This is a genomic window from Marinobacter oulmenensis (genome assembly GCF_014201735.1).
Classification (GTDB): Bacteria; Pseudomonadota; Gammaproteobacteria; order Pseudomonadales; family Oleiphilaceae; genus Marinobacter; species Marinobacter oulmenensis.
Genome location: NZ_JACHFE010000002.1, coordinates 182,248 through 205,310, shown reverse-complemented (window position 1 = coordinate 205,310; position 23,063 = coordinate 182,248). Strand labels below are relative to the sequence as shown.

General features: G+C 59.3%; 21 protein-coding genes and 1 tRNA gene. 2 read left to right on the top strand and 20 right to left on the bottom strand.

The window, feature by feature from the left end:
• Positions 1–11: 11 nt before the first annotated feature.
• Complete coding sequence (gene pta, locus HNR38_RS04180) at positions 12–2,153, top strand: phosphate acetyltransferase (RefSeq protein WP_183700103.1); 2,142 nt, start codon at positions 12–14, stop codon at positions 2,151–2,153.
• Here pta and der read toward each other — a convergent pair.
• The 13 genes from der to trmJ all read right to left on the bottom strand — a co-directional run bounded on the left by der (position 2,143) and on the right by trmJ (position 14,959).
• Positions 2,143–3,564: a ribosome biogenesis GTPase Der gene (gene der / locus HNR38_RS04175; protein WP_183700101.1), complete on the bottom strand. Its 1,422-nt coding sequence runs from the start codon at positions 3,562–3,564 to the stop codon at positions 2,143–2,145. The genes pta and der overlap by 11 nt on opposite strands.
• Positions 3,565–3,641: 77 nt before the next feature.
• On the bottom strand, positions 3,642–4,814 hold the full coding sequence (gene bamB, locus HNR38_RS04170; RefSeq protein ID WP_183700099.1) for an outer membrane protein assembly factor BamB: 1,173 nt from the start codon (positions 4,812–4,814) through the stop codon (positions 3,642–3,644).
• Positions 4,811–5,458, bottom strand: a complete 648-nt coding sequence (locus tag HNR38_RS04165) for a YfgM family protein (protein ID WP_183700097.1) — start codon at positions 5,456–5,458, stop codon at positions 4,811–4,813. Before HNR38_RS04165 ends, bamB begins: the two co-directional genes overlap by 4 nt.
• Positions 5,459–5,506: 48 nt before the next feature.
• On the bottom strand, positions 5,507–6,754 hold the full coding sequence (hisS, locus tag HNR38_RS04160; protein ID WP_379919090.1) for a histidine--tRNA ligase: 1,248 nt from the start codon (positions 6,752–6,754) through the stop codon (positions 5,507–5,509).
• Between the two features lie 67 nt (positions 6,755–6,821).
• Complete coding sequence (gene ispG / locus HNR38_RS04155; RefSeq protein WP_183700093.1) at positions 6,822–7,940, bottom strand: flavodoxin-dependent (E)-4-hydroxy-3-methylbut-2-enyl-diphosphate synthase; 1,119 nt, start codon at positions 7,938–7,940, stop codon at positions 6,822–6,824.
• Positions 7,941–7,975: 35 nt separating this feature from the next.
• Complete coding sequence (locus tag HNR38_RS04150; protein ID WP_183700091.1) at positions 7,976–9,055, bottom strand: RodZ domain-containing protein; 1,080 nt, start codon at positions 9,053–9,055, stop codon at positions 7,976–7,978.
• Positions 9,045–9,830 carry a type IV pilus biogenesis/stability protein PilW gene (gene pilW / locus HNR38_RS04145; RefSeq protein ID WP_246362376.1) on the bottom strand — a complete coding sequence of 262 codons (786 nt, stop codon included), beginning with the start codon at positions 9,828–9,830 and terminating at the stop codon, positions 9,045–9,047. Before pilW ends, HNR38_RS04150 begins: the two co-directional genes overlap by 11 nt.
• A gap of 50 nt (positions 9,831–9,880) precedes the next feature.
• Positions 9,881–10,993 (bottom strand): dual-specificity RNA methyltransferase RlmN, encoded by a 1,113-nt coding sequence (gene rlmN, locus HNR38_RS04140; RefSeq protein WP_183700087.1) that lies wholly within the window; start codon positions 10,991–10,993, stop codon positions 9,881–9,883.
• Positions 10,994–11,053: 60 nt separating this feature from the next.
• A complete protein-coding gene (ndk, locus tag HNR38_RS04135; RefSeq protein ID WP_183700085.1) occupies positions 11,054–11,482 on the bottom strand; it encodes a nucleoside-diphosphate kinase in 429 nt (142 codons plus the stop codon).
• A 71-nt stretch (positions 11,483–11,553) separates the two neighbouring features.
• The gene (locus tag HNR38_RS04130) at positions 11,554–12,702 is read right to left on the bottom strand and encodes an IscS subfamily cysteine desulfurase (protein WP_183700867.1); all 1,149 of its coding nucleotides are present in this window, start codon (positions 12,700–12,702) and stop codon (positions 11,554–11,556) included.
• 28 nt (positions 12,703–12,730) lie between these two features.
• Positions 12,731–13,231 carry a Fe-S cluster assembly transcriptional regulator IscR gene (iscR, locus tag HNR38_RS04125; RefSeq protein WP_183700083.1) on the bottom strand — a complete coding sequence of 167 codons (501 nt, stop codon included), beginning with the start codon at positions 13,229–13,231 and terminating at the stop codon, positions 12,731–12,733.
• A 77-nt stretch (positions 13,232–13,308) separates the two neighbouring features.
• Complete coding sequence (gene cysE, locus HNR38_RS04120) at positions 13,309–14,094, bottom strand: serine O-acetyltransferase (protein ID WP_183700081.1); 786 nt, start codon at positions 14,092–14,094, stop codon at positions 13,309–13,311.
• Positions 14,087–14,959, bottom strand: coding sequence for a tRNA (cytosine(32)/uridine(32)-2'-O)-methyltransferase TrmJ (gene trmJ / locus HNR38_RS04115; RefSeq protein ID WP_183700079.1), 873 nt, complete (start codon positions 14,957–14,959; stop codon positions 14,087–14,089). The genes cysE and trmJ overlap by 8 nt, the downstream gene beginning before the upstream one ends.
• A 191-nt stretch (positions 14,960–15,150) precedes the next feature.
• On the opposite strand from trmJ, the gene HNR38_RS04110 reads away from it, so the two are divergent.
• Positions 15,151–15,951 carry an inositol monophosphatase family protein gene (locus HNR38_RS04110; RefSeq protein WP_183700077.1) on the top strand — a complete coding sequence of 267 codons (801 nt, stop codon included), beginning with the start codon at positions 15,151–15,153 and terminating at the stop codon, positions 15,949–15,951.
• A gap of 78 nt (positions 15,952–16,029) precedes the next feature.
• Here the strand turns inward: HNR38_RS04110 and secF are convergent, their stop codons facing one another.
• The 7 genes from secF to flgL all read right to left on the bottom strand — a co-directional run bounded on the left by secF (position 16,030) and on the right by flgL (position 23,059).
• Positions 16,030–16,986: a protein translocase subunit SecF gene (gene secF / locus HNR38_RS04105; RefSeq protein WP_183700075.1), complete on the bottom strand. Its 957-nt coding sequence runs from the start codon at positions 16,984–16,986 to the stop codon at positions 16,030–16,032.
• The gene (secD, locus tag HNR38_RS04100) at positions 16,979–18,853 is read right to left on the bottom strand and encodes a protein translocase subunit SecD (protein ID WP_183700073.1); all 1,875 of its coding nucleotides are present in this window, start codon (positions 18,851–18,853) and stop codon (positions 16,979–16,981) included. Before secD ends, secF begins: the two co-directional genes overlap by 8 nt.
• Positions 18,854–18,943: 90 nt before the next feature.
• Entirely contained in the window at positions 18,944–19,309 is a 366-nt protein-coding gene (yajC, locus tag HNR38_RS04095) for a preprotein translocase subunit YajC (RefSeq protein ID WP_183700071.1), read from the bottom strand.
• Positions 19,310–19,359: 50 nt separating this feature from the next.
• Positions 19,360–20,475, bottom strand: a complete 1,116-nt coding sequence (gene tgt, locus HNR38_RS04090) for a tRNA guanosine(34) transglycosylase Tgt (protein ID WP_183700865.1) — start codon at positions 20,473–20,475, stop codon at positions 19,360–19,362.
• Between the two features lie 14 nt (positions 20,476–20,489).
• Positions 20,490–21,584: a tRNA preQ1(34) S-adenosylmethionine ribosyltransferase-isomerase QueA gene (gene queA / locus HNR38_RS04085; RefSeq protein WP_183700068.1), complete on the bottom strand. Its 1,095-nt coding sequence runs from the start codon at positions 21,582–21,584 to the stop codon at positions 20,490–20,492.
• A gap of 42 nt (positions 21,585–21,626) precedes the next feature.
• Positions 21,627–21,713: transfer RNA gene (locus HNR38_RS04080), tRNA-Leu, on the bottom strand.
• 83 nt (positions 21,714–21,796) lie between these two features.
• Entirely contained in the window at positions 21,797–23,059 is a 1,263-nt protein-coding gene (gene flgL, locus HNR38_RS04075) for a flagellar hook-associated protein FlgL (protein ID WP_183700066.1), read from the bottom strand.
• Positions 23,060–23,063 lie beyond the last annotated feature (4 nt).

Here is a 23,063-nt window from a genome sequence, read left to right as displayed (position 1 = left end):
AACCGGACCCTATGGCCAAAAGTCTTTTTATCGCCCCTACTTCCCTCGACTCAGGACTGACCTCGGTCTGCTTGGGCTTGCTTCGTGCACTGGAACGCGAGGGCGTCAGTGTCGGATTCTACAAACCGTTCAGTCAGGCGGTCCATCAGGGAGAGGCCCTGCACAATCATGGGCAGGACGCCTCTGTGGCCTTTGTCCGCGCCCGCAGCCACCTGGAACCTCCAGAGCCCATCCCCCTCAAGAAGGCCCAGCAACTGCTCAATCGGGGTAAAGCCGATCTGCTCATGGAGAACGTCGTTGGCGAATACCAGAAGGTGGCCCGGGATGTTGATGTCGTTATCATTGAAGGACTGGTGCTCGACCAGAGCGAAGCCTATATCGCCCGCCTCAACATTGAAGTGGCACGTAACCTGGGTTCGGAGGTGATTCTGGTGAGCACCCCCCGGGCCTGCGCTGCCAGTGAGCTGGATGACGAACTGGATTTCTCCGCCCGCCTGTTTGCCGCGCCCTCTGATCCGGACGTCATTGGCGTCATCCTGAACAAGGTCGGCGAGCCCGAACGCACCGGCCTGGCGCTGGACCACTGGCATGATAACAACGACTGTACGGTCGAGTACCACCGGGACTGCCGGGTGTTCACTTCCGGCCGCTTCCATCTGCTGGCCCAGATTCCCTGGCAGCCGGGACTGCTCGCCCCCAGGGTGTCGGATGTGGCCCGGGAGCTGGACGTGCCGGTACTGCACGAGGGGGATATGCAGACCCGCAGAGTACAGCGGGTATCGGTGTGCGCCCGCAGCATCCGCAACATGACCGATACCCTGCGCCCCGGCACTCTGATGGTGACACCGGGTGACCGCGAAGACATCGTCGTTACCACCGCGCTGGCCGCTCTCAATGGCGTGCCTCTGGCCGGACTGATGCTGACCGGAAACCTGATGCCCGATCCGCGCGTCGTGAAACTCTGTCGCCGGGCCCTGGATACCGGGCTGCCGGTGTTGACCTCCGATACCAACACCTATGAGACGGCCCATCTGCTCGCCAACCTGTCAGCCGGCATTCCCATCGACGATCCGGAACGGATCGAACAGACCATGGAGTGGATCGCCCGGCGCATTGATACCGGCTGGCTCCAGGAACATCTTAAGGTCCAGCGCCAGAGCCGCCTGTCCCCACCGGCCTTCCGCTATCAACTGTCCCAGCGGGCAAGGGCTGCGAACAAACGCATTGTTCTGCCTGAAGGCAATGAACCGCGCACCATCCAGGCGGCGCTTATCTGCCATGAGCGCAAACTCGCCCGTTGTGTGCTGATCGGCGATCCGCACGAAATCCGGTCTGTGGCGACATCAATTGGTTCGTCGGTCCCGGAGGATATGGAAATCATTATCCCGTCCGACGTTCGTCAGCGTTATGTTGAAGCCATGGTTTCACTGCGTAGCCACAAGGGGCTGACACCCCAGATGGCGGAGGCCCAGCTAGAAGACAATGTGGTACTGGGCACGATGATGGTCGCCATGGATGAAGCCGACGGGCTGGTGTCCGGCGCCATTCACACCACCGCCAATACCGTCCGCCCTGCCCTCCAGTTGATCAAGACCCGCGATGGCGCAAAAGTGGTGTCATCGGTGTTCTTTATGCTGATGCCCCAGCAGGTGCTGGTCTATGGCGACTGCGCCATTAATCCAGACCCCAATGCCCAGGAACTGGCGGACATTGCCATCCAGAGCGCGGAGTCGGCGGAGGCCTTTGGCATCGAACCCATCGTGGCGATGATCAGTTACAGTACCGGAGAATCCGGCAGCGGAAGGGAAGTTGAGAAAGTCCGGGAAGCCACCCGGATCGCCCGGGAGCGCCGTCCGGACCTGCTGATTGATGGCCCCCTGCAATACGATGCGGCGGCGATTGAGAGTGTCGGCAAATCCAAGGCCCCCGGCAGCAAGGTTGCAGGCCGGGCCACCGTCTTCGTTTTTCCGGACCTGAACACCGGCAACACCACCTACAAGGCGGTGCAGCGCAGCGCCAATGTGGTCAGCGTCGGGCCAATGCTTCAGGGTCTGAGAAAACCCGTTAACGACCTGTCCCGCGGCGCGCTGGTCGAAGACATAGTCTTCACCATCGCCCTCACCGCAGTTCAGGCCAGTAACGTTAGCGCTTGACGCTTTTCTGGCGGGTCTTGCGGATACGACGGCCTTTCTTCAGGTCGTTGTCCCGCTTGACCTTTTGTCGGGGGGTAAGCCGCTCAGTCTTGCCCGCGTAGGGGTTTTCACTGGCACGGAATTCAAACCGGATCGGTGAGCCCACCACCTGCAGCACTTTCCTGAAGGTGTTTTCCAGGTACCGTTTGTAGGCGCCAGGCAAAGAGTCCACCTGGTTGCCATGCACTACGATCACCGGCGGTTTGGAACCACCCTGGTGGGCATAACGCAGCTTGATCCGACGGCCCTGCACCATGGGCGGCTGATGCTGGGCAACGGCATCCTGCAGGATAGCCGTCAGCCGGTTGGTCGGCCACTTGGCCATGGCGGACTGGTAACAGGCCTGAACCGATTCGTACATGGAGCCTACGCCGGTGCCATGCAGTGCCGAGATGAAGTATTTGTCGGCGTAATCAAGAAAGTCCAGCCGCCGCGCCACCTGCTCCTTCACGCGGGCGCGATCCTCTGGATCCATGCCGTCCCACTTGTTGATCGCAATCACCAGCGAACGACCGGCGTCCAGAACAAAGCCAATCAGGTGCAGATCCTGATCCACCAGCCCGTCCCGGGCATCGATCACCAGAATCACCACGTGGGCATCGTCAATGGCCTGCAGGGTCTTGATGATCGAGAACTTCTCAACGGCTTCGTGGACATTTTTCCGTCGACGAACCCCGGCGGTATCAATCAGAGTGTATTCGTGGCCGTGGCGCTCGTAGGGAATGTAGACGCTGTCACGGGTGGTGCCAGGCATGTCGTACACCACCACCCGGTCCTCACCGAGCATGCGGTTAACCAGCGTAGACTTGCCAACGTTGGGACGACCGACGATGCCGATCCGGATTCCCGGATAGCGCTCTGCCCGGTCTTCCTCATCCGGATTCTCCGGTTCCGGCAGCAAGGCCTCAAGCAGTGACCGGATACCACGATTGTGGGCTGCAGCCACCAGGAAGGTGGATTCAAACCCCAGACTATAGAAGTCCGCCGCGGCCACGTCGGGATCCTGGCCATCGGTCTTGTTGACCACCAGGTGTGCACGCTTACCGGAACGGCGAAGGTGATCCGCGATCATTTCGTCCCCGGGGGTCAGCCCTGCCCGGCCATCCACCAGGAAAAGAACAATATCGGCCTCTTCCACCGCCTGCATGGACTGATGGGCCATCTCTGCATCAATACCGGCCTCGTCACCGGTCAGGCCGCCAGTATCAATGACGATGAACTTCTGCCCTTCGTAGTGACCTTCGCCGTATTTCCGGTCCCTGGTGAGGCCCGGAAAATCGGCCACCAGGGCATCGCGGCTCCGGGTCATCTGGTTGAACAGGGTGGATTTACCCACATTGGGTCGTCCGACGAGGGCAATAACTGGGGTCATAGTGGTCTGCTACGCAAATAAACGGAAACCCGGCCTTTCAGGGCCGGGTCATCATCAGAATTTAAGGAGGCTGGCGCTTAGTCGTCCGGTTGCAATTCCAGAACCGCCAGATCACCGCTGTTGCCATAAACCAGCAGTTTATCACCTTCGATCACTCGTATCGGTGCGCGAATACCGTCACTGTCAAACTGCCACTGCCCGACCAGAGTACCGTCCTCAGCAGACAGGACATGCAAGTAGCCCTCATAATCACCGACCACCAGGTAATCACCAACCACTGCGGGTCCGGTCAACCGGCGCCAGGAGAGGCTGTCCTGAACCCACAGCTCACGACGGTCACTGCCCCGGAGCGCCAGAACGTCACCATTGGCGGCGGAAAGGAAGATGCGGCCGTCGCCCACTGCCGGAGAATACAGACTGGAGGCGGGACGGCTCCAGATTTCCTGGCCGGAACGGATTTCAATCAGCGCAAGCTTGCCCTGATAGCCTACCACCATTAGCGCCCGGTCCAGGACCAGAGGCTGGCCGCCGATGTCGACCAGGCGTTCCAGTTCGGTACGACCGCTGGGCTGACCAACCTGATACTGCCACAGGGGCTGGCCGTCGGAGGCCGACAGCGCCATGACCCGCCCATTGGCAAAAGATCCAATGACTACATCGCCACCCACCAGAGGCGTGGCACTGGACCGCATGGTCAGAACCGGCACCTGCGCCTCGTATTGCCACAGTTGATCACCATTGCTGGCGTCAAACGCCAGCATGCGGCCATCAATCGTCTGCACGGCAACGAGATTGCCGTTGGACTGGGGTGAAGCCAGGGCCTCAGTGGGCAGCTCAATGCGCCACAGTTCGGTACCGTCGGTGTTCGACAGAGCGATCAACTCGGCTTCGCGGGTGACCACATAAAGATGCTCACCATCGACACCGGGGCCGGCGAACAGACGAGTATCGAGGTCCTTTTCCCAGACCATGTCGCCATCCTCGGAGCGCACCGAGGCCACCACGCCATCGGCAGACACCGCATAAATGGTATCGCCAGCGTATACCGGAGAAAGTTGCAGAAGCTCGCCATCGAGACCATCCCCGATCGACGTCGTCCAGACATCATCGATATCTACATTACCACGGATATCCGGAACCGGAGCCGGCTGTTCGAAGGGCTCGGTCGAGCTACAACCGGCCAGGGCCAGCATGCCCGCCGCCAACAACGCTCCACGGGCAATACAACCTGTACGTTTTGCCAGCCTCATGCGTCACCCCCAACGCCCAGGTCTGCCAGCTTGATTTCCAGAACGCCGTTGCGTCCCTGCCGGGTCTGATCACGGGCGGCGAGATAAGCCTCCCGGGCACCGTCACGATTTCCCATTGCCAGCAGGATATCACCGCGCAGTTCCGAGTAGATGGCATCGAACGCGTCTGAATCGCCAGCACCGTCCAGGGTCGCCAGAGCCGCCTCGTTATCCCCCGCTGCAAACTGGGCACGAGCCAGACGGTTACGGATAACACGGGTCAGCGCCGGATAGTCTGCGGCTTTTTCCAGCGCCCAGGACAGAGAGTCAGCAGCCGCCTGCGGGTCATCACCTGTCATCATCTGCTGACGGGCCAGTACGACATTGCCATAGATGGCATAGGCGCTGTCTGCATGTTGGTTCCGCAGTTCCTCGGCGACAAACGCAACCGTTTCCTGATCGTCTCCGGCCGAGTAGGCATTCATGAGGTTGGCGAACTGGTTGGCGGCTTCTGCCCGTTCCTGGGCCTGATAGTTCTGCCAGGCCTGCCAACCGAAAACGATTGCCAGGGCGGCACCGATACCAATGAGCAGCGAGCTGCCATTCTTCTTCCACCAATCCTTGATCGCCTGGACCTGTTCTTCTTCGGTGCGCAACTCAGCCATGAACACTCCTGTTAATAATGAATGGTAACAACGACTTGAGGTCGTATATTACAGCTTGTTCGCAAGTACCGATGCCAGTTCATCCTGGCCGACTTCCTGCTGCGGCTCATCGTCCCGCAGCGGCTTCAAACCAACGGTACCGTCTGCTATTTCCTGTTCGCCAACGATGAGAGCATAACGGGCCCCACTTCGGTCGGCTTTTTTCATCTGACTCTTGAAACTGCCGCCACCACAATGGCTGACAACCACCGCCTTCGGCAACGCAGCCCGCAGTTTTTCGGCGATCGCCAGCGCTGGCGCAACCGCCTGGTCACCCATCGCCGTTACGTATACGTCTGCGGCATTATTCACATCCGCCGGGATCAGCTCAAGCGTCTCCAGCAGGAGAATCAGTCGCTCCAGGCCCATAGCGAAACCAACGGCATCGGTTGGCTTGCCACCCAGTTGTTCAACCAGACCATCGTAACGACCACCCGCGCAGATGGTGCCCTGGGCACCAAGACTGTCCGTGATCCACTCGAACACGGTCTTGCCGTAGTAATCGAGCCCGCGCACCAGGGCCGGGTTGATGGTGTAGTCAATCCCGGCCGCATCCAGCAGTGCTTTGAGCTGTTCGAAGTGAGTCCGGGATTCCTCATCCAGATAGTCATCCAGCACCGGCGCGTCGCTGAGGACCTGGCGGGTTTCCGGATCCTTGCTGTCGAGAATCCGCAGCGGATTGGTGCTCAGGCGCCGCTTGCTGTCTTCGTCGAGACGATCACGGTACTGCTCCAGGTAGACAACCAGGGCCTCACGGTAGACCCTACGTGATTCACTGGTACCAATGGAGTTGATTTCCAGTCGGGCATGGCCTTCCAGGCCAAGGGCTTTCCAGAGCCTGGCGGTCAGGATCAGCAGTTCGGCATCGATGTCGGGTCCGGACATGCCGAAACACTCAACGCCCACCTGGTGGAACTGGCGGTAACGGCCTTTCTGGGGGCGCTCATGCCGGAACATGGGGCCGGTGTACCAGAGGCGGCGGGTCTGATTGAATAGCAGACCATGCTCTTCCGCAGCGCGCACGCAGCAGGCAGTGCCCTCCGGGCGGAGAGTCAGGCTGTCACCATTACGGTCGTCAAAGGTGTACATTTCCTTTTCGACGATGTCGGTCACTTCGCCAATCGAGCGTTTGAACAGCTCGGTATGCTCGACAATCGGCATACGGATTTCCTGGTAACCATACTGGCCCAGTACATTTCTTACCCTGGATTCCACATACTGCCAGACGGCTGTCTGGTCCGGGAGGATATCGTTCATCCCCCGGATTGCCTTGATCTTAGCCAAATTAGGCCCCTGATTTACTGTCTGAAAGGTTCTTGAAAACTCAATCGGCAGAGCGGGCGATGACAGCCTCTTCCTGCTTTTTGCGTTTTTCGATTTCTTCCCGGATAAGCCGCTCCAGATCGTCCGTTAGCGACGCATTGTCCAGCTTCTGATTCGGTTTGCCATCCATGTACAGCAGGTTTTTCGGGCTGCCGCCAGTGAGCCCGAGGTCCGCTTCTTTGGCTTCACCGGGACCGTTGACAATGCACCCGATGATGGCCACATCCATGGACGTGTTGACATCGTCCAGACGGGCTTCCAGATCATTCATGGTCTGGATGACATCAAAGTTCTGCCGGGAACAACTCGGACAGGCAATGAAGTTGATACCCCGACTGCGCAACCGCAGGCTCTTGAGGATATCGAACCCCACCTTGATTTCCTGCACCGGGTCCGCCGCCAGGGAAACCCGGATGGTGTCACCGATGCCCTCCATCAGCAGCATGCCCAGCCCGACGGACGATTTGACGGTGCCGGACCGGAAGCCGCCGGCCTCGGTTATCCCAAGGTGCAGCGGCTGCTCAATCTGGGAGGCGATCTGGCGATACGCCGCCACGGTCATAAAAACATCGGAGGCTTTGAGGCTCACCTTGAAATCCTGGAAATCGTGGCGATCCAGGATATCGATATGGCGCATGGCCGACTCGACCAGTGCTTCCGGTGTTGGCTCACCGTACTTACGCTGGAGACTCTTCTCCAAAGAACCGGCATTCACGCCGATCCGAATCGGAATATCGCGATCACGGGCCGCACTGATCACCGCACTGACGCGGTCGTCCCGGCCGATGTTGCCCGGATTGATTCGCAGGCAGTCCACGCCCAGTTCAGCCACACGCAGGGCAATCTTGTAATCAAAATGGATATCGGAAACCAGCGGCACGGAGACCCGTTCCCGGATTCGGCCGAAGGCTTCCGCCGCATCCATGCTGGGTACCGAGACACGTACGATATCAGCGCCGGCAGCCTGCAGGGCCTGAATCTGCCCCACAGTGGCCTCGACATCGCAGGTATCGGTATTGGTCATGCTCTGGACGGCTATCGGCGCGCCGCCACCAACGGGAACATTACCCACCATGATCCGGCGGGATTCACGTCTCTTTATCGGAGATTCATGCTTCATGGAAAGGAACCAACAATTCTATCCGGCACTCATTATCAGGGCTCGAGGGTGAACTCGGCCCTGTCATTTACAACACGGAAACCACCAAGATCGACCGGCTGCCCCCGGAACTCCAGGGTATCCACAGCGCTCATTGCACCGACCACAAGACTGAAGGGCGCAGGCCCGGATACATTCAGCTCATCGCCAGGCCCCCGCAGGGCGCTCACCAGCCGGTTGCCCTCAGCATCGCTTATCTGGACCCAACAGTTGGCACTGAAGGTCATGGTAAGACTGGCCTCGCCAGCGGCACTGGCAGCTTCGGTTGTTTCCGCAATGTCGTTGTCCACAACGGCTGAAAACGACTCACTCTCCGGCTGCGCCGGCACTTCAGGGTCAGTCTGCGCAACGGCTGAAGAGTCACCCAGCAGCGCATCGGGCTCAGGGCTAGGAGCTGGCTCTTCTGGAGGTACCGGGCCCGACGCATCCGCCTGTGTCTGCGCGCCATCGGCAGCGGTGGTTTCGTCGTCCACGGTGGCGAATGATGCGCCGTCATCCGGCGTTCCGGCCGGTGTCGCAGTCAAAGATTCCGGCTGCACATCTTGACTCCGGGTAGCCGACTCTCCAGCGTCCCCGTCTTCCGGTCCCGGACTTCCATCGCCGTCGTTCGTAGGCGCTTCACTGTTTTCCAGTGTCGGAGCCGATGCGCCCCGCCCCTCTGTTTCCAGATAGTTGAACGCCAGCGCACCGGCGACGCCAAGCAGAATCGCCACAATGACCGCTTTGGCAATCTGGCGCTTGCGCCGCTTGCGTCGTTCGATATCGATCAGCGGATCGGCCTGATGCTCCCGTTCACGCTCCTCACGGATCGGTTCCAGTTCAGCATCAAGATCCCGGATAACCGCATCCGCATCCAGGCCGACCTGAACCGCATAGGAGCGGACATACCCTTTGAGAAACAGTTCCGTATCAACCTTGGTGTAATCCCCGGCCTCAATGGCCTGGATAATCGAGGAGCGAAGGTGCTGATGGTCGGCAATCGCCTCCACACTCAGACCGAGTTGCTCCCTGGCCTGTCTTAGCTGACGCCCAACGGGTTTCGCCGGGGCTGATCTGGACTGTTCCTCATCGGTCATTGTCAATCAACACCTTGTATTGTTGATACTCAACGGATTCCGGAAACTGGTTTTTAAGCATCAGTGCCATACTGGCAGCCTGATCCCGGTCGCCGAAATGCCGGGCAATCCGCAAACCGGTGTAAAGGCTTTCGGAAGAATGACTGAAATTCGGACTGCGCTGTATCAGGTTCTGCAGTCGGCTGTAATAGCGGGAGGCGCGGGAATACTTCTCCTGCTCGACAAGCACCGTGGAAAGTGCCAACAGGGCCCGGGCATCGCCCCGGGTGATCTCGACTGCGCGCTGATAGGCCTGCTCAGCCGCTTCCGGGTTACCAAGTCGCTCCTCGGTCATGCCCAGATTGAAGAAGACACCCCCACGGTCGTCATAATCAGTATCGCGGGCCGCCGCCCGGAACTGGTCCCGGGCTTCCTCGAAGCGCCGTTTCGAGTACAGAAATGCGCCGTAGTACACGTGGGCTCTGGTGTAACCGCTGTCCACCGAAACCGCCCGGCGATAGCTGCGCTCAGCCAGCTCGTCCTCACCTTCGACATTAAAAATGAGCCCCTGAACAGCCAGAGCCGGAGCACTGTCATCGTTAATTTCCAAAGCACGGTCGAGATGATGGCGGGCCCGTTCGAGGTTCCCCTGACCCACGTAGGCTGTCGCCAGTTTGACGTATTTCTGCTGCGCCTTCTCAGGATCCACATCCCGGGTAAACCGGCCATCCGTTGTTGTCACGCAACCGGACAACACCATGCCAATCAGGAGCATGGCAACCGCAGCCAGTTTCATGGATTGTTCCTTTACCATCAAAACACCTTGTTTAGTAACGAGGCCGGAGCTCAGGGTGCGACCTGCTGTACCGAGATGTAGCGCTGACTCCTGCGGGTCCGGTCCTCGACCCGACCCACCAGTTGACCGCAGGCGGCATCGATGTCGTCGCCGCGGGTGGTCCGGATCGTTGTAACATAGCCTGCTTCGTTGAGCACGTTCTGGAACCGGCGGGTGGCATTCATACTCGGTCGACGGAAATCACTTTCCGGGAACGGATTGAACGGAATCAGGTTGATCTTGCAGGGCAGATTCCTGAGCAGAACGGCCAGTTCCCTTGCGTGTTCCGGCTGGTCGTTGACGCCCTCAATGACGGTGTACTCAATCGTCGCCTTACGCTTGTCAGGCAGGCGCCCCATGTAGCGCTGGGTTGCTGCAAGCAATTCGGCAATCGGGTATTTCCGGTTCAACGGTACCAGATCATTACGCAACTCATCATTCGGGGCGTGCAGGGAAATGGCCAGTGAAACATCGGTAACTTCTGCCAAACGGTCCAGCGCCGGAACCACACCGGACGTACTTACCGTCACCCGACGCTTGGAAATGCCATAGGCAAGATCCTCCATCATCAGGTTCATGGCATCCACGACATTATCAAAATTCAGTAGCGGTTCGCCCATCCCCATCATCACCACGTTGGTAATCGGGCGGTCAGCATTGGGCTCATAGGGCATGAACGCCTTGCGAGCGACCCAGACCTGACCAATGATTTCCGCGGCGGTCAGGTTACGGTTGAAGCCCCGCTTGCCGGTTGAGCAGAACGTACAGTCGAGACTGCAGCCGATCTGGGAGGAAACGCACAGGGTGCCACGCTCGCCATCCGGGATCAGCACCGTCTCCACGCTGTTCCCGTTGTCCATTCGCATGACCCATTTGCGGGTGCCGTCCTTCGAGGTTTCATCGAAGATAACCTCCGGCCCGCGAATCTCCGCAACACGCTTGAGTTTCTCACGCAGCGCCTTGCTCATATTGGTCATTTGATCGAAGTCGTCAACGCCCCACTGATGCACCCACTGGAGCACCTGCTGTGCGCGGAAACGCTTCTCTCCCATCGCCTCAAAGAACGCCTCCAGCTTGGACTTGGGCATTCCCAGGAGATTGGTTTTTGTATCAGCGTCTGTCATGTAACAACCTCGATCAGATAACCAATGCGGAGGCGTTTAACCGCCCCCGCGCCAGCGCTATCAGTTGCGCGGGCAGATTTCGTCGTCATTAAAGAAGTAGGCCACTTCCCGCTCAGCGGAAGCCGCTGAATCGGAACCGTGAACGGCGTTGGCATCAATGGTGGAAGCAAAGTCTGCACGGATGGTGCCGGCTTCCGCCTCTTTCGGGTTGGTCGCACCCATCAGGTCACGGTTCTTGCCAATGGCGCCTTCGCCCTCGAGCACCTGAACGACAACCGGACCGGAAGTCATGAAGGCGACCAGATCGTTGAAGAACGGACGTTCCTTGTGCTCGGCATAGAAACCTTCCGCCTGCTCCTGGGTCAGATGCATCATCTTGGCGGCAACGATTTTCAGGTCGGCCTTTTCGAAGCGGCTGTAGATTTCGCCGATAACATTCTTGGCCACAGCGTCGGGCTTGATAATGGAGAGCGTGCGCTCAGTTGCCATGTTGTTTTCTCCAATTGTTTGGTGTTGGTAAACTCAGGGCTGACAATTATACGCAGTCAGGCGATCACTGCCTACCGCAGGGCACGAAGTCGCGTCACGGCCTCGCTAATCTGCTGGCAGGCGAAATCGATTTCCTCTTCCGTGGTATAGCGGCCAAACGAGAACCGGAGGGACCGATGAGCCAACTCATCATCCAGGCCTATGCCCTTGAGCACATAGGACGGATCCATGGTTGCCGAGGCACAGGCTGACCCCGACGACACGGCAAGATTGCGCAACCCCAGCATCAACGACTCGGCCTCAACACCCTCAAACGCGAGGTTGAGAATGCCCGGAACCCGCTGATCCCGGCTCCCGTTGAAATGGACCCCGGATAACGCATCCAGGCCTGCCAGAAAGCGCTTGCGAAGGGATTCGAGACGTTCGACTTCGGCATCGAGCTGTTCTCCGGCCAGGGCAAACGCCTGGCCCATGCCGACGATCTGGTGCGTCGGCAAGGTACCGGAGCGCATGCCTCGCTCATGCCCGCCGCCATGCATCTGGGCTTCGAGCCGCACTTCCGGGGACCGCCGAACATACAGCGCGCCGACACCCTTGGGACCGTAGACCTTGTGGCCCGACAACGACAGCAGGTCCACGTTCATGGCTGCAACGTCCATCGGCAGCTTACCGGCCCCCTGGGCGGCATCCACATGCAGCAACACCCCACGCTCGCGCAACAGGGCACCGATGGCAGCAATATCGTTGATACAGCCCAGTTCATTGTTCACCAGCATCAGGCTGACCAGCACGGTGTTTTCGCGCAGCGCATCCGCCACCGACACCAGGGAGACCCGGCCTTCGGCATCCGGCTTGAGCCAGGTCACCTCAACGCCCTGGCGCTCAAGCCAGACACAGGTGTCGATCACCGCCTTGTGCTCGACCTCCGACGTGATGATGTGAGGCTGCCTGTGCATGGCCGCCACACCCTTGATCGCCAGATTGTCGGATTCCGTGGCTCCTGACGTCCAGACGATCTCCCTGGGGTCAGCGCCAATAAGATCCGCGACCTGCCGCCGGGCACCTTCAACAGCCGCTTCGGCCTGCCAGCCAAAACCATGGGAGCGGGATGCGGGATTACCAAACACCCCGTCACCGGTCAGATATCGGCTCATTTCCTGAGCGACAACCGGGTCCACGGGCGTGGTGGCCGCATAATCCAGATATACGGGCTTGTTCATCATTACCTGATCTAGGAGCTGTGGGTTATCAGGCCGTAGCCTGGTCTTCTGTCAGACGGCGGGTGTTGATCGCCTCGGAATCCACGTCTGACTGCTTGCTGTTCTGACGGTCAGCCACCTGACGGATCTCATGCTTGCGCATCAGGTCGCCGAGACTGATTTCGCTGAGGAACTGATGGATCCGGTCACTGAGATCGGACCACAGGTGATGGGTCAGGCATTTTTCGCCATTCTGACAGTCACCTTTATTGCCACACCGGGTGGTGTCCAGCGATTCACTGACTGCATCCACCACCTCGGCCACAAACAGTTCATCGGCGCCACGACTCAGACGGTAACCACCACCTGGCCCGCGCACGCTGACCACCAGCTTGTGGCGCCTTAACCGGGAGAACAGCTGTTCCAGATAGGAAAGGGAGATTTCCTGCCGGGCTGAAATGTCAGCAAGACTGACCGGACCCTCGGTCGCATGCAGCGCCAGGTCCAGCATTGCTGTGACGGCATATCGGCCTTTGGTCGTCAGTTTCATGGCTTCAGCCCCGACGGAGGGATTGGATTGAAAATAGCAGGGCCAGTATGAATTGACCCACTAAAACAGTCAAGTATTCACCCCTTCTGGCGATCTTCGCCCTCTTCTTCCTCCCTGACGCACTCAAAATCCTCATCATGCAGTGGCGGAAGCTCGCCGTTCTGATAGTCGCTGTTCACCTTCTTCAGCGCCTTGCACATGTTTTCGATGCGATCGTCGACCGCGTGCATGTGATCCAGCAGGGAACGCATGGCCCGGGCCACCGGATCCGGCATTTCCTCGGTGACGCCGTAGGCATCGAAGCCCATGCGTTCTTCCATTTCCTTGCGACGAACCTCGTCTTCCTGGCGGCGTTTGACAATGACCCGCCCCGGAATGCCGACAACCGTTGCACCGGCCGGCACCGCTTTGGTAACCACCGAGTTGGACCCGATCTTGGCGCCCTCACCAACCTCGAAAGGCCCGAGAATCTTGGCGCCAGCTCCCACGACCACACCGTCACCAATGGTTGGATGACGCTTGCCTTTGTTCCAGCTGGTACCACCCAGGGTCACGCCCTGGTAGAGCGTCACGTCGTCTCCGATAATGGTGGTTTCGCCGATAACAACGCCCATGCCGTGATCAATAAAAAAGCGACGGCCAATGGTCGCCCCCGGGTGAATCTCGATGCCGGTAAACCAGCGGGCCAGTGTTGAGAGCGTGCGGGCAAGCCACTTCAAGCCCATATTCCAGATGCGATGCGACAGGCGATGAAACAGGAGCGCGTGCAGCCCCGGGTAATTGGTCAGCACCTCAAAGGTATTTCGTGCCGCCGGATCACGGTGGAATACGCTGCTAATGTCTTCCTTCAAACGTTCAAACATGATCTTTGTCCTGCCCCTCATCCGCGGCATCGGCCGCAGTGGCTTTATCCGGCCCGACCCCGTCACGGGCCTCGACCGCTTTCTCTACAGATGTCAGAACCCCGCGCAGGATATTGATTTCCATCTGATCCATGTGCGCACGCTGAAACAGGCGGCGCAACCGGGGCATCAGCTGTCGCGGGTTACTGCGCCGATGGAACTCCACCGCCTCGAGCACTGACTCCAGATGCCCGAAGAAGCCCTCCACATCACCCACACTCGCCGGAGGGACATCCCAGCCCGGGTCGCCGGGTCTGACCATGGAGCCAAGGTGAGGACGGGACTCCCCTTCTTCAAGGCTGCGCAGGTAATGCATCCGCAATTCATAACAGATGACCTGCACCGCCATCGCCAGGTTCAGGGAGCTGTATTCCGGGTTCGACGGCACGTGAATGTGATAATGGCAACGCTGCAGTTCGTCATTGGACAGCCCGTTGCTTTCCCGGCCGAACACCATGGCCACCCGCCCCTGATGGGCATACTGAGCCGCCCTGGCCGCCGCTTCCGGTGGCGCGGTGACCGGCCAGGGGACTTTTCGACCACGGGCGCTGGTTCCCATAACCAGCACACAATCCGCCAGGGCCTCGTCCAGTGACGACACCACCTGTGCCCGATCCAGAACATCGGAAGCCCCTGCTGAACGGGCGTAGGATGCCTCATCAGGAAACGAGGCCGGATTGACCAGCCACAGGTTGCCCAGCCCCATGTTCTTCATGGCCCGGGCAACCGCGCCGATATTACCGGAATGCGAAGTCTCCACCAGCACAATACGGATCTGGTCCTGGTAGGTATCGGTTTCCTCCACCGGGAGAGCGGGCTTATGCATGACAATTGGGCCTGTGGGTCAACGATTGGGGAATAAGGACGCAATGATAGCAGAAACAACCGCTTCGGGGCTCTGCGGAAATCCCCTAAAACCGGGCCTGTCCGTGCTTTTCCTGAGCCGAAAAACGTACAAGGGCGATCATCTTTTGTTATGATGGCCGGCCTTAACACACCCGGATAATGAACACTCAGATGCAACCAGCAATCAAGATGGCCCTGCGCGTTGCCCGCCAGGGAGCAGACTACCTAAAGGCACATTTTGAGCGTCAGGACGCCAACACCAGGGATGACGCGGAGCGCCACCAGCAACTCGAGCGCGTGGAAAAGTCGATCTACGACAATTTCACCGAGCAGCTTGAAAAGGCCTACAAGGACCACACCATCGTGCCGATGGGCCAGGCGAATGCCGACAGCATCGAGAAAACCTGGCATATCTTTCCCGTTCTGGGGCGCGAAAACTTTGTCCGTGGTATCCCGGAATTCGCCCTGGCACTGATGCAAAAGCGACAGAACCGGGCAGAAAACCTGCTGGTCATCAACCCGGTGACCGGCGAGGAATACTCTGCCAGCCGGGGGCACGGCGCGGCACTGAACAGCCGCCGGGTGCGCGTTTCCGAGGTCAAACTGCTCGGCAAGTCGGCACTCGCCAGCAATATTCTTGATCAGGCACGCGGCAGCGACAACCCCATGCTCTGGGGCGAAATGGCCGCCACCCTGGCCAGCGAAACGGCCATGTTCCGCAGCTCTGGCTGCCCCGTTCTGGATATCGCCCGGGCATCCTCCGGACTGCTGGACGCCGCGGTGATCTTCCGCCCGGAACCGGTCGACCTGGACCTGGGCGCTACCCTGGCCATGGAATCCGGCGCCCTGACCGGCGATATCGTTGGCAACCCATCCGCCGCCAACGCGAAGCAACTGGTGGTCGCCAACCCGAAGCTGTTCCGGGAAGTGCTCAAGGTACTGCACCCCTTCCGGGGCCGCCTGACTCACTGATTTACGCTTTATACAGATACAAAAAAACCGCCGTTTCCGGCGGTTTTTTTATGCCTGATGCAAAGATCAGAGAGGCCGTTACATCCGGTTCAGCCACTCGGGTGGCTGCTCTTCCTCACCCTCTTCACCCTGGGCGCCCTCTTTCGCCGGCACCATCAGGTCCTCACGGCTGACGCCGAGCGCCATCAACATGTTGGCGGCCACATAGATGGATGAGTAGGTCCCCACAACCACACCAATGATCAGGGCAATGGCAAAGTTGTTGATGGCTTCACCACCAAACAGATACAACGCCATCAGCACCACCAGGGTGGTACCGGAGGTATTGATGGTCCGGGTGATCGTCTCGTGGATGGATTCATTGATGATATCCCAGGGCTCGCCCACACGGATTTTCCGGAAGTTCTCCCGGATCCGGTCGGCAACCACGATGGTATCGTTCAGGGAATAACCGATCACCGCGAGCAGAGCCGCCAACACGGTCAGATCGAAGGTCCACTGGAACAGGGCAAACACCCCGAGCACAATGATGACGTCATGAGCCAGCGGCACCACCGAGGCAATACCAAACTTGAACTGGAAGCGCATGCCAACGTAGATCAGCACCACAGCCAGCGCAAGCAGCAGCCCGAGACCACTGTCCTCCTTCAGTTGCTCACCCACCTGGGAACCGACGAATTCGGAACTGACCAGTTCCAGTTCCTGGCCCGACTCCGACAGCGCTGCCGTCACTTCCCGGGCCAGCTTGTCATTGTCGGCCTCGGCCAGACGGATCAGTACCGTAGTGTCTGAGCCGAAATTCTGAACGGCGAAGTTCTCATACCCGGACTCATCCAGCTTACCGCGGATCTCATCCAGGTTCGGGGCCTGAACATACTCAAGCTCTACCGACGTACCCCCGGTAAAATCCATACCGAAGTTGAGCCCCCGAACGGCCAGTAACGCGATGGAGACAACCACCAGGGCAATGGAAATGACCGATGCGATTTTCCGCAGGCCCATGAAGTCAAACGGTTTCTTTTCCATATCAGCCATTAGACAGCTTCCCCCCGATTGACAGTTTCTCGATCCGGCGACCACCGTAAACAAGGTTCACGATGCTACGGCTGACCATCAGGCCGGAGAACATGGAGGTCAGGATGCCGATACACAGAGTGACGGCGAACCCCTTGACTGGCCCGCTACCCATGGCGAACAGGATCACGGCCACCAGCAGGGTGGTAATGTTGGCGTCGAAAATGGACACAAAGGCCCGACCGTAACCCGAGTTGATGGCCAGTTGCGGCGGCACGCCGGCGCGCAGCTCCTCTTTTATCCGCTCAAATATCAGGACGTTCGCATCCACGGCCATACCGACGGTCAGCACAATACCCGCAATACCTGGTAGCGTCAGGGTTGCCGACAGGATCGACATACAGGCAATCAGCAGCATCAGGTTCAGCACAAGGCCGACATTGGCGATAAGACCAAAGCCACGGTAGAACACCAGCATATACAACAGCACCAGCGCAAAACCGAAGATCACGGACATCAGACCGGCGTCGATGTTTTTCTGACCCAGGCTGGGCCCGATGGTGCGCTCCTGCACAAAGTACATGGGAGCGGCCAGGGCACCGGCACGCAGCAGCAGGGCCAGCTCGGACGCTTCGGGAATGGAATCCAGACCGGTGATCCGGAAGCTGCTTCCCAGAGCGGACTGCACGGTTGCCAGGCTGATAATGCCTTTATCCACTGTACGGCGTTCAACTTCCTGCATCTGCCCGTCCACTTCACGGGTCTCGGTTTCCGTGCCGTATTCGATGAACAGAACCGCCATGCGCCGGCCGATGCTGTTGCGGGTGGCCCGGTTCATCAGATCACCACCGACCGAGTCCATGGTGATATTCACCTGCGGCTGACCGGCTTCGTCAAAGGCCTGCTGGGCATTGGCCACGTTATTCCCCGTGGCAATCACGTCCCGCTCCAGCCGCGCGCTGCGCTGGGGATTATCCCGGAACTGATATTCCTCGGTTTCCGAGGATGACGCATCCTGGCGGGCCTCCATCCGGAACTCCAGATTGGCGGTAGAACCCAGAACCCGCTTGGCCTGTGCGGTGTCCTGCACGCCCGGCAATTCGACAATGATGCGATCAGTGCCCTGGCGCTGTACCAGCGGTTCGGCGACGCCCAGCTCATTCACCCGGTTACGGATGGTGGTCAGGTTCTGCTCAAGGGCATATTCCTGAATACTCTTGACCTCCGCCTCGGACAGCGACAGGGTCAGGAAAAACTGTCCTTCTTCGCTGGTCTCGTCCAGCAGGAACTGGTTGTACTGGTCACGAATCAGGCTGAAAGCCTCAGCCCGCGCTTCCTCGTCGCGGAAACTGAGCACGATGTTGCGACCGTCCTCAATATCACCACCGCGATAGCGCACCCTCTCTTCCCGCAGATCCCGCTTGATCTGGCCCGAAAGGGCCTCAAGGCGCTGGTTCAGAGCCGTTTCCATATCCACTTCCAGCAGAAAGTGAACGCCGCCGCGCAGGTCAAGGCCCAGCTTCATGGGCCCGGCGCCCAGGCTCTGAAGCCAGTCCGGGGTCGACGGTGCCATGTTGAGCGCCACCAGATAGCGATCTCCGAGCGCGTCCTGTACCGCAGGACGGGCACGCAACTGGTCTTCGGAACTGGTCAGACGAATCAGCGCATCCCGCTGCTCGACTTCGCTCGATTTCACTTCAATATTGAGCTCATCCAGCTTGCCAAGGGCCCGATCCAGCACCCGCTGGTCCACTTCTGTGCCGCCGCGGGCACCGGTAATCTGAATGGCGTAATCGTCCGGGAAAAAATTCGGTAAGGCATAGATAAACCCGATGACCAGTGCGCACACGATGATCAGGTTTTTCCAGAGAGGATACTTGTTCAGCATGGGATTCCTTTGAGCCGGTAGAGCAGCCGGCCATAATTTTCAGCCAGTAAAAAAACCAACGGGCGCATGGCGCGCCCGTACAGAACCAGCTCAGATATCCTTCAGCGTGCCTTTTGGCAGGGCGGCGGCAACCGCGACTTTCTGAACCTTCATTTCAACGTTGTCAGCGACTTCCAGAACGATGAAATCGTCGGTCACTTTGGTGATGCGGCCGACAACGCCACCAGAGGTCACGATTTCATCGCCCTTGTTCAGGCCGGACATCAGCGCTTTGTGCTCTTTTGCCCGCTTGGACTGGGGGCGCCAGATCAGGAAGTAGAAAATCAGGATAAAGCCGGCGAAGAAAATCACCTGCCCCATGACACCCATACCGCCGGCAGCACCAGCGTCCTGCGCCATGGCCAGAGCGGGCATCGCAGACAACAGGCCGGCAATGAGCAGTTTGATTGTATTCATTCAGGTTCTCCGTTGAGTTTGGATTTGCTTCGGTTGACACGTGAGCAGAATCAGCCCATGGGCGGAACGGTTTCGCCCCGTAAGGCATAGAATTCCCGTATAAAGTCCGACAATGTACCTGCTTCAATGGCCCCACGCAATCCAGCCATCAGGTTCTGGTAATAGCGCAGATTATGAATGGTATTGAGCTGTGAACCCAGCATTTCACCGCACTTGTCCAGGTGATGCAGATAGCTCCGGGAAAAGTGCCGACAGGTATAGCAGTCACACCGCTCGTCCAGCGGACCGGTATCATGCCGGTGACGGGCATTGCGGATCTTGATGATTCCCGTGGACGTGAACAGATAGCCGTTACGGGCGTTCCGCGTGGGCATCACGCAGTCGAACATGTCGATACCCCGGCGCACCGACTCCACGATGTCCTCCGGGCGCCCCACGCCCATCAGGTACCGGGGACGATCCTCCGGCATTTTCGGCGGCAGGTGATCCAGAATCCGGATCATGTCCTCTTTCGGCTCGCCGACGGACAACCCACCGATAGCGTAACCGTCAAAGCCAATATCGGTCAGGCCGGCCAGCGAACGGTCACGCAGGGATTCGTACATGCCGCCCTGAACGATTCCGAACAGAGCCGCCGGGTTGCCTTCATGGGCCTGCTTGCTGCGTTCCGCCCAGCGCAGGGACAACTCCATGGATTCCCGGGCCTGTTTTTCGGTGGCCGGATAGGGCGTGCATTCATCAAAGATCATCACGATGTCGGAACCCAGATCCCGCTGCACCTGAATGGCAATCTCCGGCGACAGCTCCACCCTCGAGCCATCTATGGGTGACCGGAACGTCACCCCCTGTTCGGTGATCTTGCGCATCTCACCCAGGCTGAACACCTGAAAGCCACCGGAATCTGTGAGGATCGGCCCCTGCCACTGGGTAAAGTCATGCAGGTCACCGTGCGCCTTCACCACTTCCGTGCCCGGGCGAAGCATCAGATGAAAGGTATTGCCGAGAATAATCTGGGCGCCAATGCCTTCGATGTCCCTCGGCAACATGCCTTTCACGGTACCGTAAGTGCCCACCGGCATAAACGCTGGCGTTTCGACAACGCCCCGCGGGAAAGTCAGCCGGCCGCGCCGGGCCCGGCCCTCTTCGCCGAGTTTTTCAAAGGACATGAAACAGGACTGGCTCACAAAGGGTCTCCTGCAGATACATCGGATTGACTGGCGCCGGCGCCGGCCAGCATGCCCTGACTCGGTTCCTGCGCCGTCAGGAACATGGCATCGCCGTAACTGAAAAAGCGGTAACGCTGTTCGACCGCCTCACGATACGCCGCCATGATATTGCCGTGGCCCGCAAAGGCGCTGACCAGCATGATCAGCGTGGACTCCGGCAAATGGAAATTGGTGATCATCGCGTCCACCGTCTGGAAACGATAACCGGGGTAGATGAAGATATCCGTTTCGCCGCGAAACTCATGCAACTGCCCTGCCCGGCTGGCCGACTCCAGGGAGCGGACTGATGTGGTCCCCACCGCCACCACGCGATGGCCACCCCGACGGGCCCGCTGTACCGCAGCGACGGTCTCTTCGGGCACATGGGCTACCTCGCTGTGCATCACGTGCTCTTCAACCCGATCAACGCGCACCGGCTGGAACGTGCCCGCGCCCACATGCAGGGTCACATAGGCAAACTCCACACCCCGCTCACCCAGCGTCTGAAGGAGCCCGTCATCGAAATGCAGCCCCGCCGTCGGTGCTGCAACGGCACCGGCTTCACGGGCGTAGACCGTCTGGTAGCGCTCCCGGTCGGTGAGTTCGTCTTCCCGCTCCATATAAGGAGGCAAAGGCATGTGACCGATGCGCTCAAGCATGTCGAGTACCGCTTCGGAACCCTCAAGCACAAACCGGAACAGAGCATCTTCACGGCCGACCATCCGCAACTGGGTGCCATCTTCAAGCAGGACAAGCTGCCCGTCTTTAGGGGACTTCGAGGCGCGGGTATGGGCGAGGAATTCCTGCTCCCCCTGCAGACGTTCCACCAGAATCTCCACCTGGCCGCCGGTTTCCTTGCGACCAAACAGGCGGGCGGGAATAACGCGGGTATTGTTGAACACCAGCAGATCGCCAGGCTCCAGCAGATCCGGGAGGTCGGTAAACGAAAGGTGCCGTATCTGACCGGAAATGCCATCCAGATTCAGGAGTCGGGACGCGCTGCGCTGCTCCAGGGGGTAACGGGCGATCAGCTCGTCCGGGAGGTCAAAATCGAAATCGGAGACGTTCATGGCCCGGGTTAATCAAGGCGCCGCGGGAAGCGGCCGAATAAGTGGTAGCGGCGGGCGGACTCGAACCGCCACGGGTTTTACCCCAACGGATTTTGAATCCGTCGTGTCTACCAATTTCACCACGCCGCCATCGGAGAGTGCGAGGGATTATACTGAGCCTGCCACTGAAAGCAACCCGGCCGGAGGGCGAAATCACCCGCCCTCTCAGCCAATTAGAGGCGGTCGAACAGTGACAGCCTGGATACCTGGGCGAACGACTGCTGAGCTGCCTGCAGCACAAAGCTCTGGAAGCTCAGGTTACTGATCGCCTCGGCGTAATCCACATCCTGCAACTGGGAGCGGATCTCCTGGGTGTACAGGCCGGAATCCTCAAGAAACGCCGTGGTGGATTCCACCGCATTCAACCGGCCGCCCAGCTCGGTCTGCTTGAGGGTCAGGGATTCCTGGGCGTTGTCCAGATTGATCAGGGACTCGGCAATCAACGCATCATATTCCGCATCGCCTTTCGGCGTTCCCTTGGCAATCCCCTGAAGACCATCAATGAGGTTTTCAATGGTACCGAACACCGATTGCCGGTCGCTGATCCCCAGAGTAAAGGAATCGCCGGTACCCGATACCGTATCGAACGCCCCGTCGTTGACCGTCATCTTGATGCCGGCCACCTGGAATTCCTCGCCGACCGTTGGCGGTGGCGTCGGGGTCAGATCCGGAGTGCCTCCCGGCCCGGTGATCGACAGTTCCCCCGTGTCGTTGACCACAGAAATGGTGATGTCGTCCGGCACGGCCGGGGTGGCACCACTGAAGGCATCGGTCAGATCCTTGGGCGCCACCAGCTCCAGACCGGATATATAGCCCTGGGCCGGCGTGCCGGACCCGGTGCCGTCATCCGTGTCCTTGACGGATATCGCCTTGGGTATATTGACGAAAATCCCCTTGCCGTGATCACTGATCGGCACGGTGACGCCATCGTCGATTTCCAGAACCCGCTGACCCTCGTCACCCTGGTACTTCCAGTCACCGGCCCCATCCCGCGCAAACGCCGGCGTCTGGCCCTGGAAACCGCTGAAAATATATTCGCCGGAGGCATCCCGGGTGTTGACGATGTTGGCCAGTTGCCCCAAACGCTCTTCAAGCTCGGCGGCTATCGACTCGCGATCATTGGGCGAGAGCGTGCCACTACCGGCCTGCACCGCAAGTTCCCGCACCCGCTGGATGATATCCACCGAGCTGGCAAGGGCACTCTCTTCCTGCTTCAGCCGGTTATCTGCGAGGTTGGCGTTGCGCTCGTAGGTTTCAACGCGGCGGAGTTCCTGGTCCAGTTTCAGAATACGGGCGGCCGCCACCGGGTCATCGGAGGGCTTGTTTACCTTCTTGCCGGTGGAAATCTGCTGCTGGGTCTCCAGCAACTCGGTGTTGATGCCCTGCAACCGGTTAATACCGCCGGAAAAAATTTGCTGTGATGAAATCCGGATCATGATC

Coding starts and splice junctions, on each gene's coding strand:
- bamB (WP_183700099.1), bottom strand. CDS start 4,814: ATGAGGCTGGCAAAACGTACAGGTTGTATTGCCCGTGGAGCGTTGTTG.
- cysE (WP_183700081.1), bottom strand. CDS start 14,094: ATGTTTGAACGTTTGAAGGAAGACATTAGCAGCGTATTCCACCGTGAT.
- hisS (WP_379919090.1), bottom strand. CDS start 6,754: ATGAACGATATCCTCCCGGACCAGACAGCCGTCTGGCAGTATGTGGAA.
- ndk (WP_183700085.1), bottom strand. CDS start 11,482: ATGGCAACTGAGCGCACGCTCTCCATTATCAAGCCCGACGCTGTGGCC.
- rlmN (WP_183700087.1), bottom strand. CDS start 10,993: ATGACAGACGCTGATACAAAAACCAATCTCCTGGGAATGCCCAAGTCC.
- tgt (WP_183700865.1), bottom strand. CDS start 20,475: ATGTCCTTTGAAAAACTCGGCGAAGAGGGCCGGGCCCGGCGCGGCCGG.
- HNR38_RS04130 (WP_183700867.1), bottom strand. CDS start 12,702: ATGAACAAGCCCGTATATCTGGATTATGCGGCCACCACGCCCGTGGAC.
- flgL (WP_183700066.1), bottom strand. CDS start 23,059: ATGATCCGGATTTCATCACAGCAAATTTTTTCCGGCGGTATTAACCGG.
- pilW (WP_246362376.1), bottom strand. CDS start 9,830: ATGAAACTGGCTGCGGTTGCCATGCTCCTGATTGGCATGGTGTTGTCC.
- ispG (WP_183700093.1), bottom strand. CDS start 7,940: ATGAAGCATGAATCTCCGATAAAGAGACGTGAATCCCGCCGGATCATG.
- trmJ (WP_183700079.1), bottom strand. CDS start 14,959: ATGCATAAGCCCGCTCTCCCGGTGGAGGAAACCGATACCTACCAGGAC.
- iscR (WP_183700083.1), bottom strand. CDS start 13,231: ATGAAACTGACGACCAAAGGCCGATATGCCGTCACAGCAATGCTGGAC.
- queA (WP_183700068.1), bottom strand. CDS start 21,584: ATGAACGTCTCCGATTTCGATTTTGACCTCCCGGACGAGCTGATCGCC.
- yajC (WP_183700071.1), bottom strand. CDS start 19,309: ATGAATACAATCAAACTGCTCATTGCCGGCCTGTTGTCTGCGATGCCC.
- HNR38_RS04165 (WP_183700097.1), bottom strand. CDS start 5,458: ATGGCTGAGTTGCGCACCGAAGAAGAACAGGTCCAGGCGATCAAGGAT.
- secD (WP_183700073.1), bottom strand. CDS start 18,853: ATGCTGAACAAGTATCCTCTCTGGAAAAACCTGATCATCGTGTGCGCA.
- HNR38_RS04110 (WP_183700077.1), top strand. CDS start 15,151: ATGCAACCAGCAATCAAGATGGCCCTGCGCGTTGCCCGCCAGGGAGCA.
- der (WP_183700101.1), bottom strand. CDS start 3,564: ATGACCCCAGTTATTGCCCTCGTCGGACGACCCAATGTGGGTAAATCC.
- secF (WP_183700075.1), bottom strand. CDS start 16,986: ATGGCTGATATGGAAAAGAAACCGTTTGACTTCATGGGCCTGCGGAAA.
- HNR38_RS04150 (WP_183700091.1), bottom strand. CDS start 9,055: ATGACCGATGAGGAACAGTCCAGATCAGCCCCGGCGAAACCCGTTGGG.
- pta (WP_183700103.1), top strand. CDS start 12: ATGGCCAAAAGTCTTTTTATCGCCCCTACTTCCCTCGACTCAGGACTG.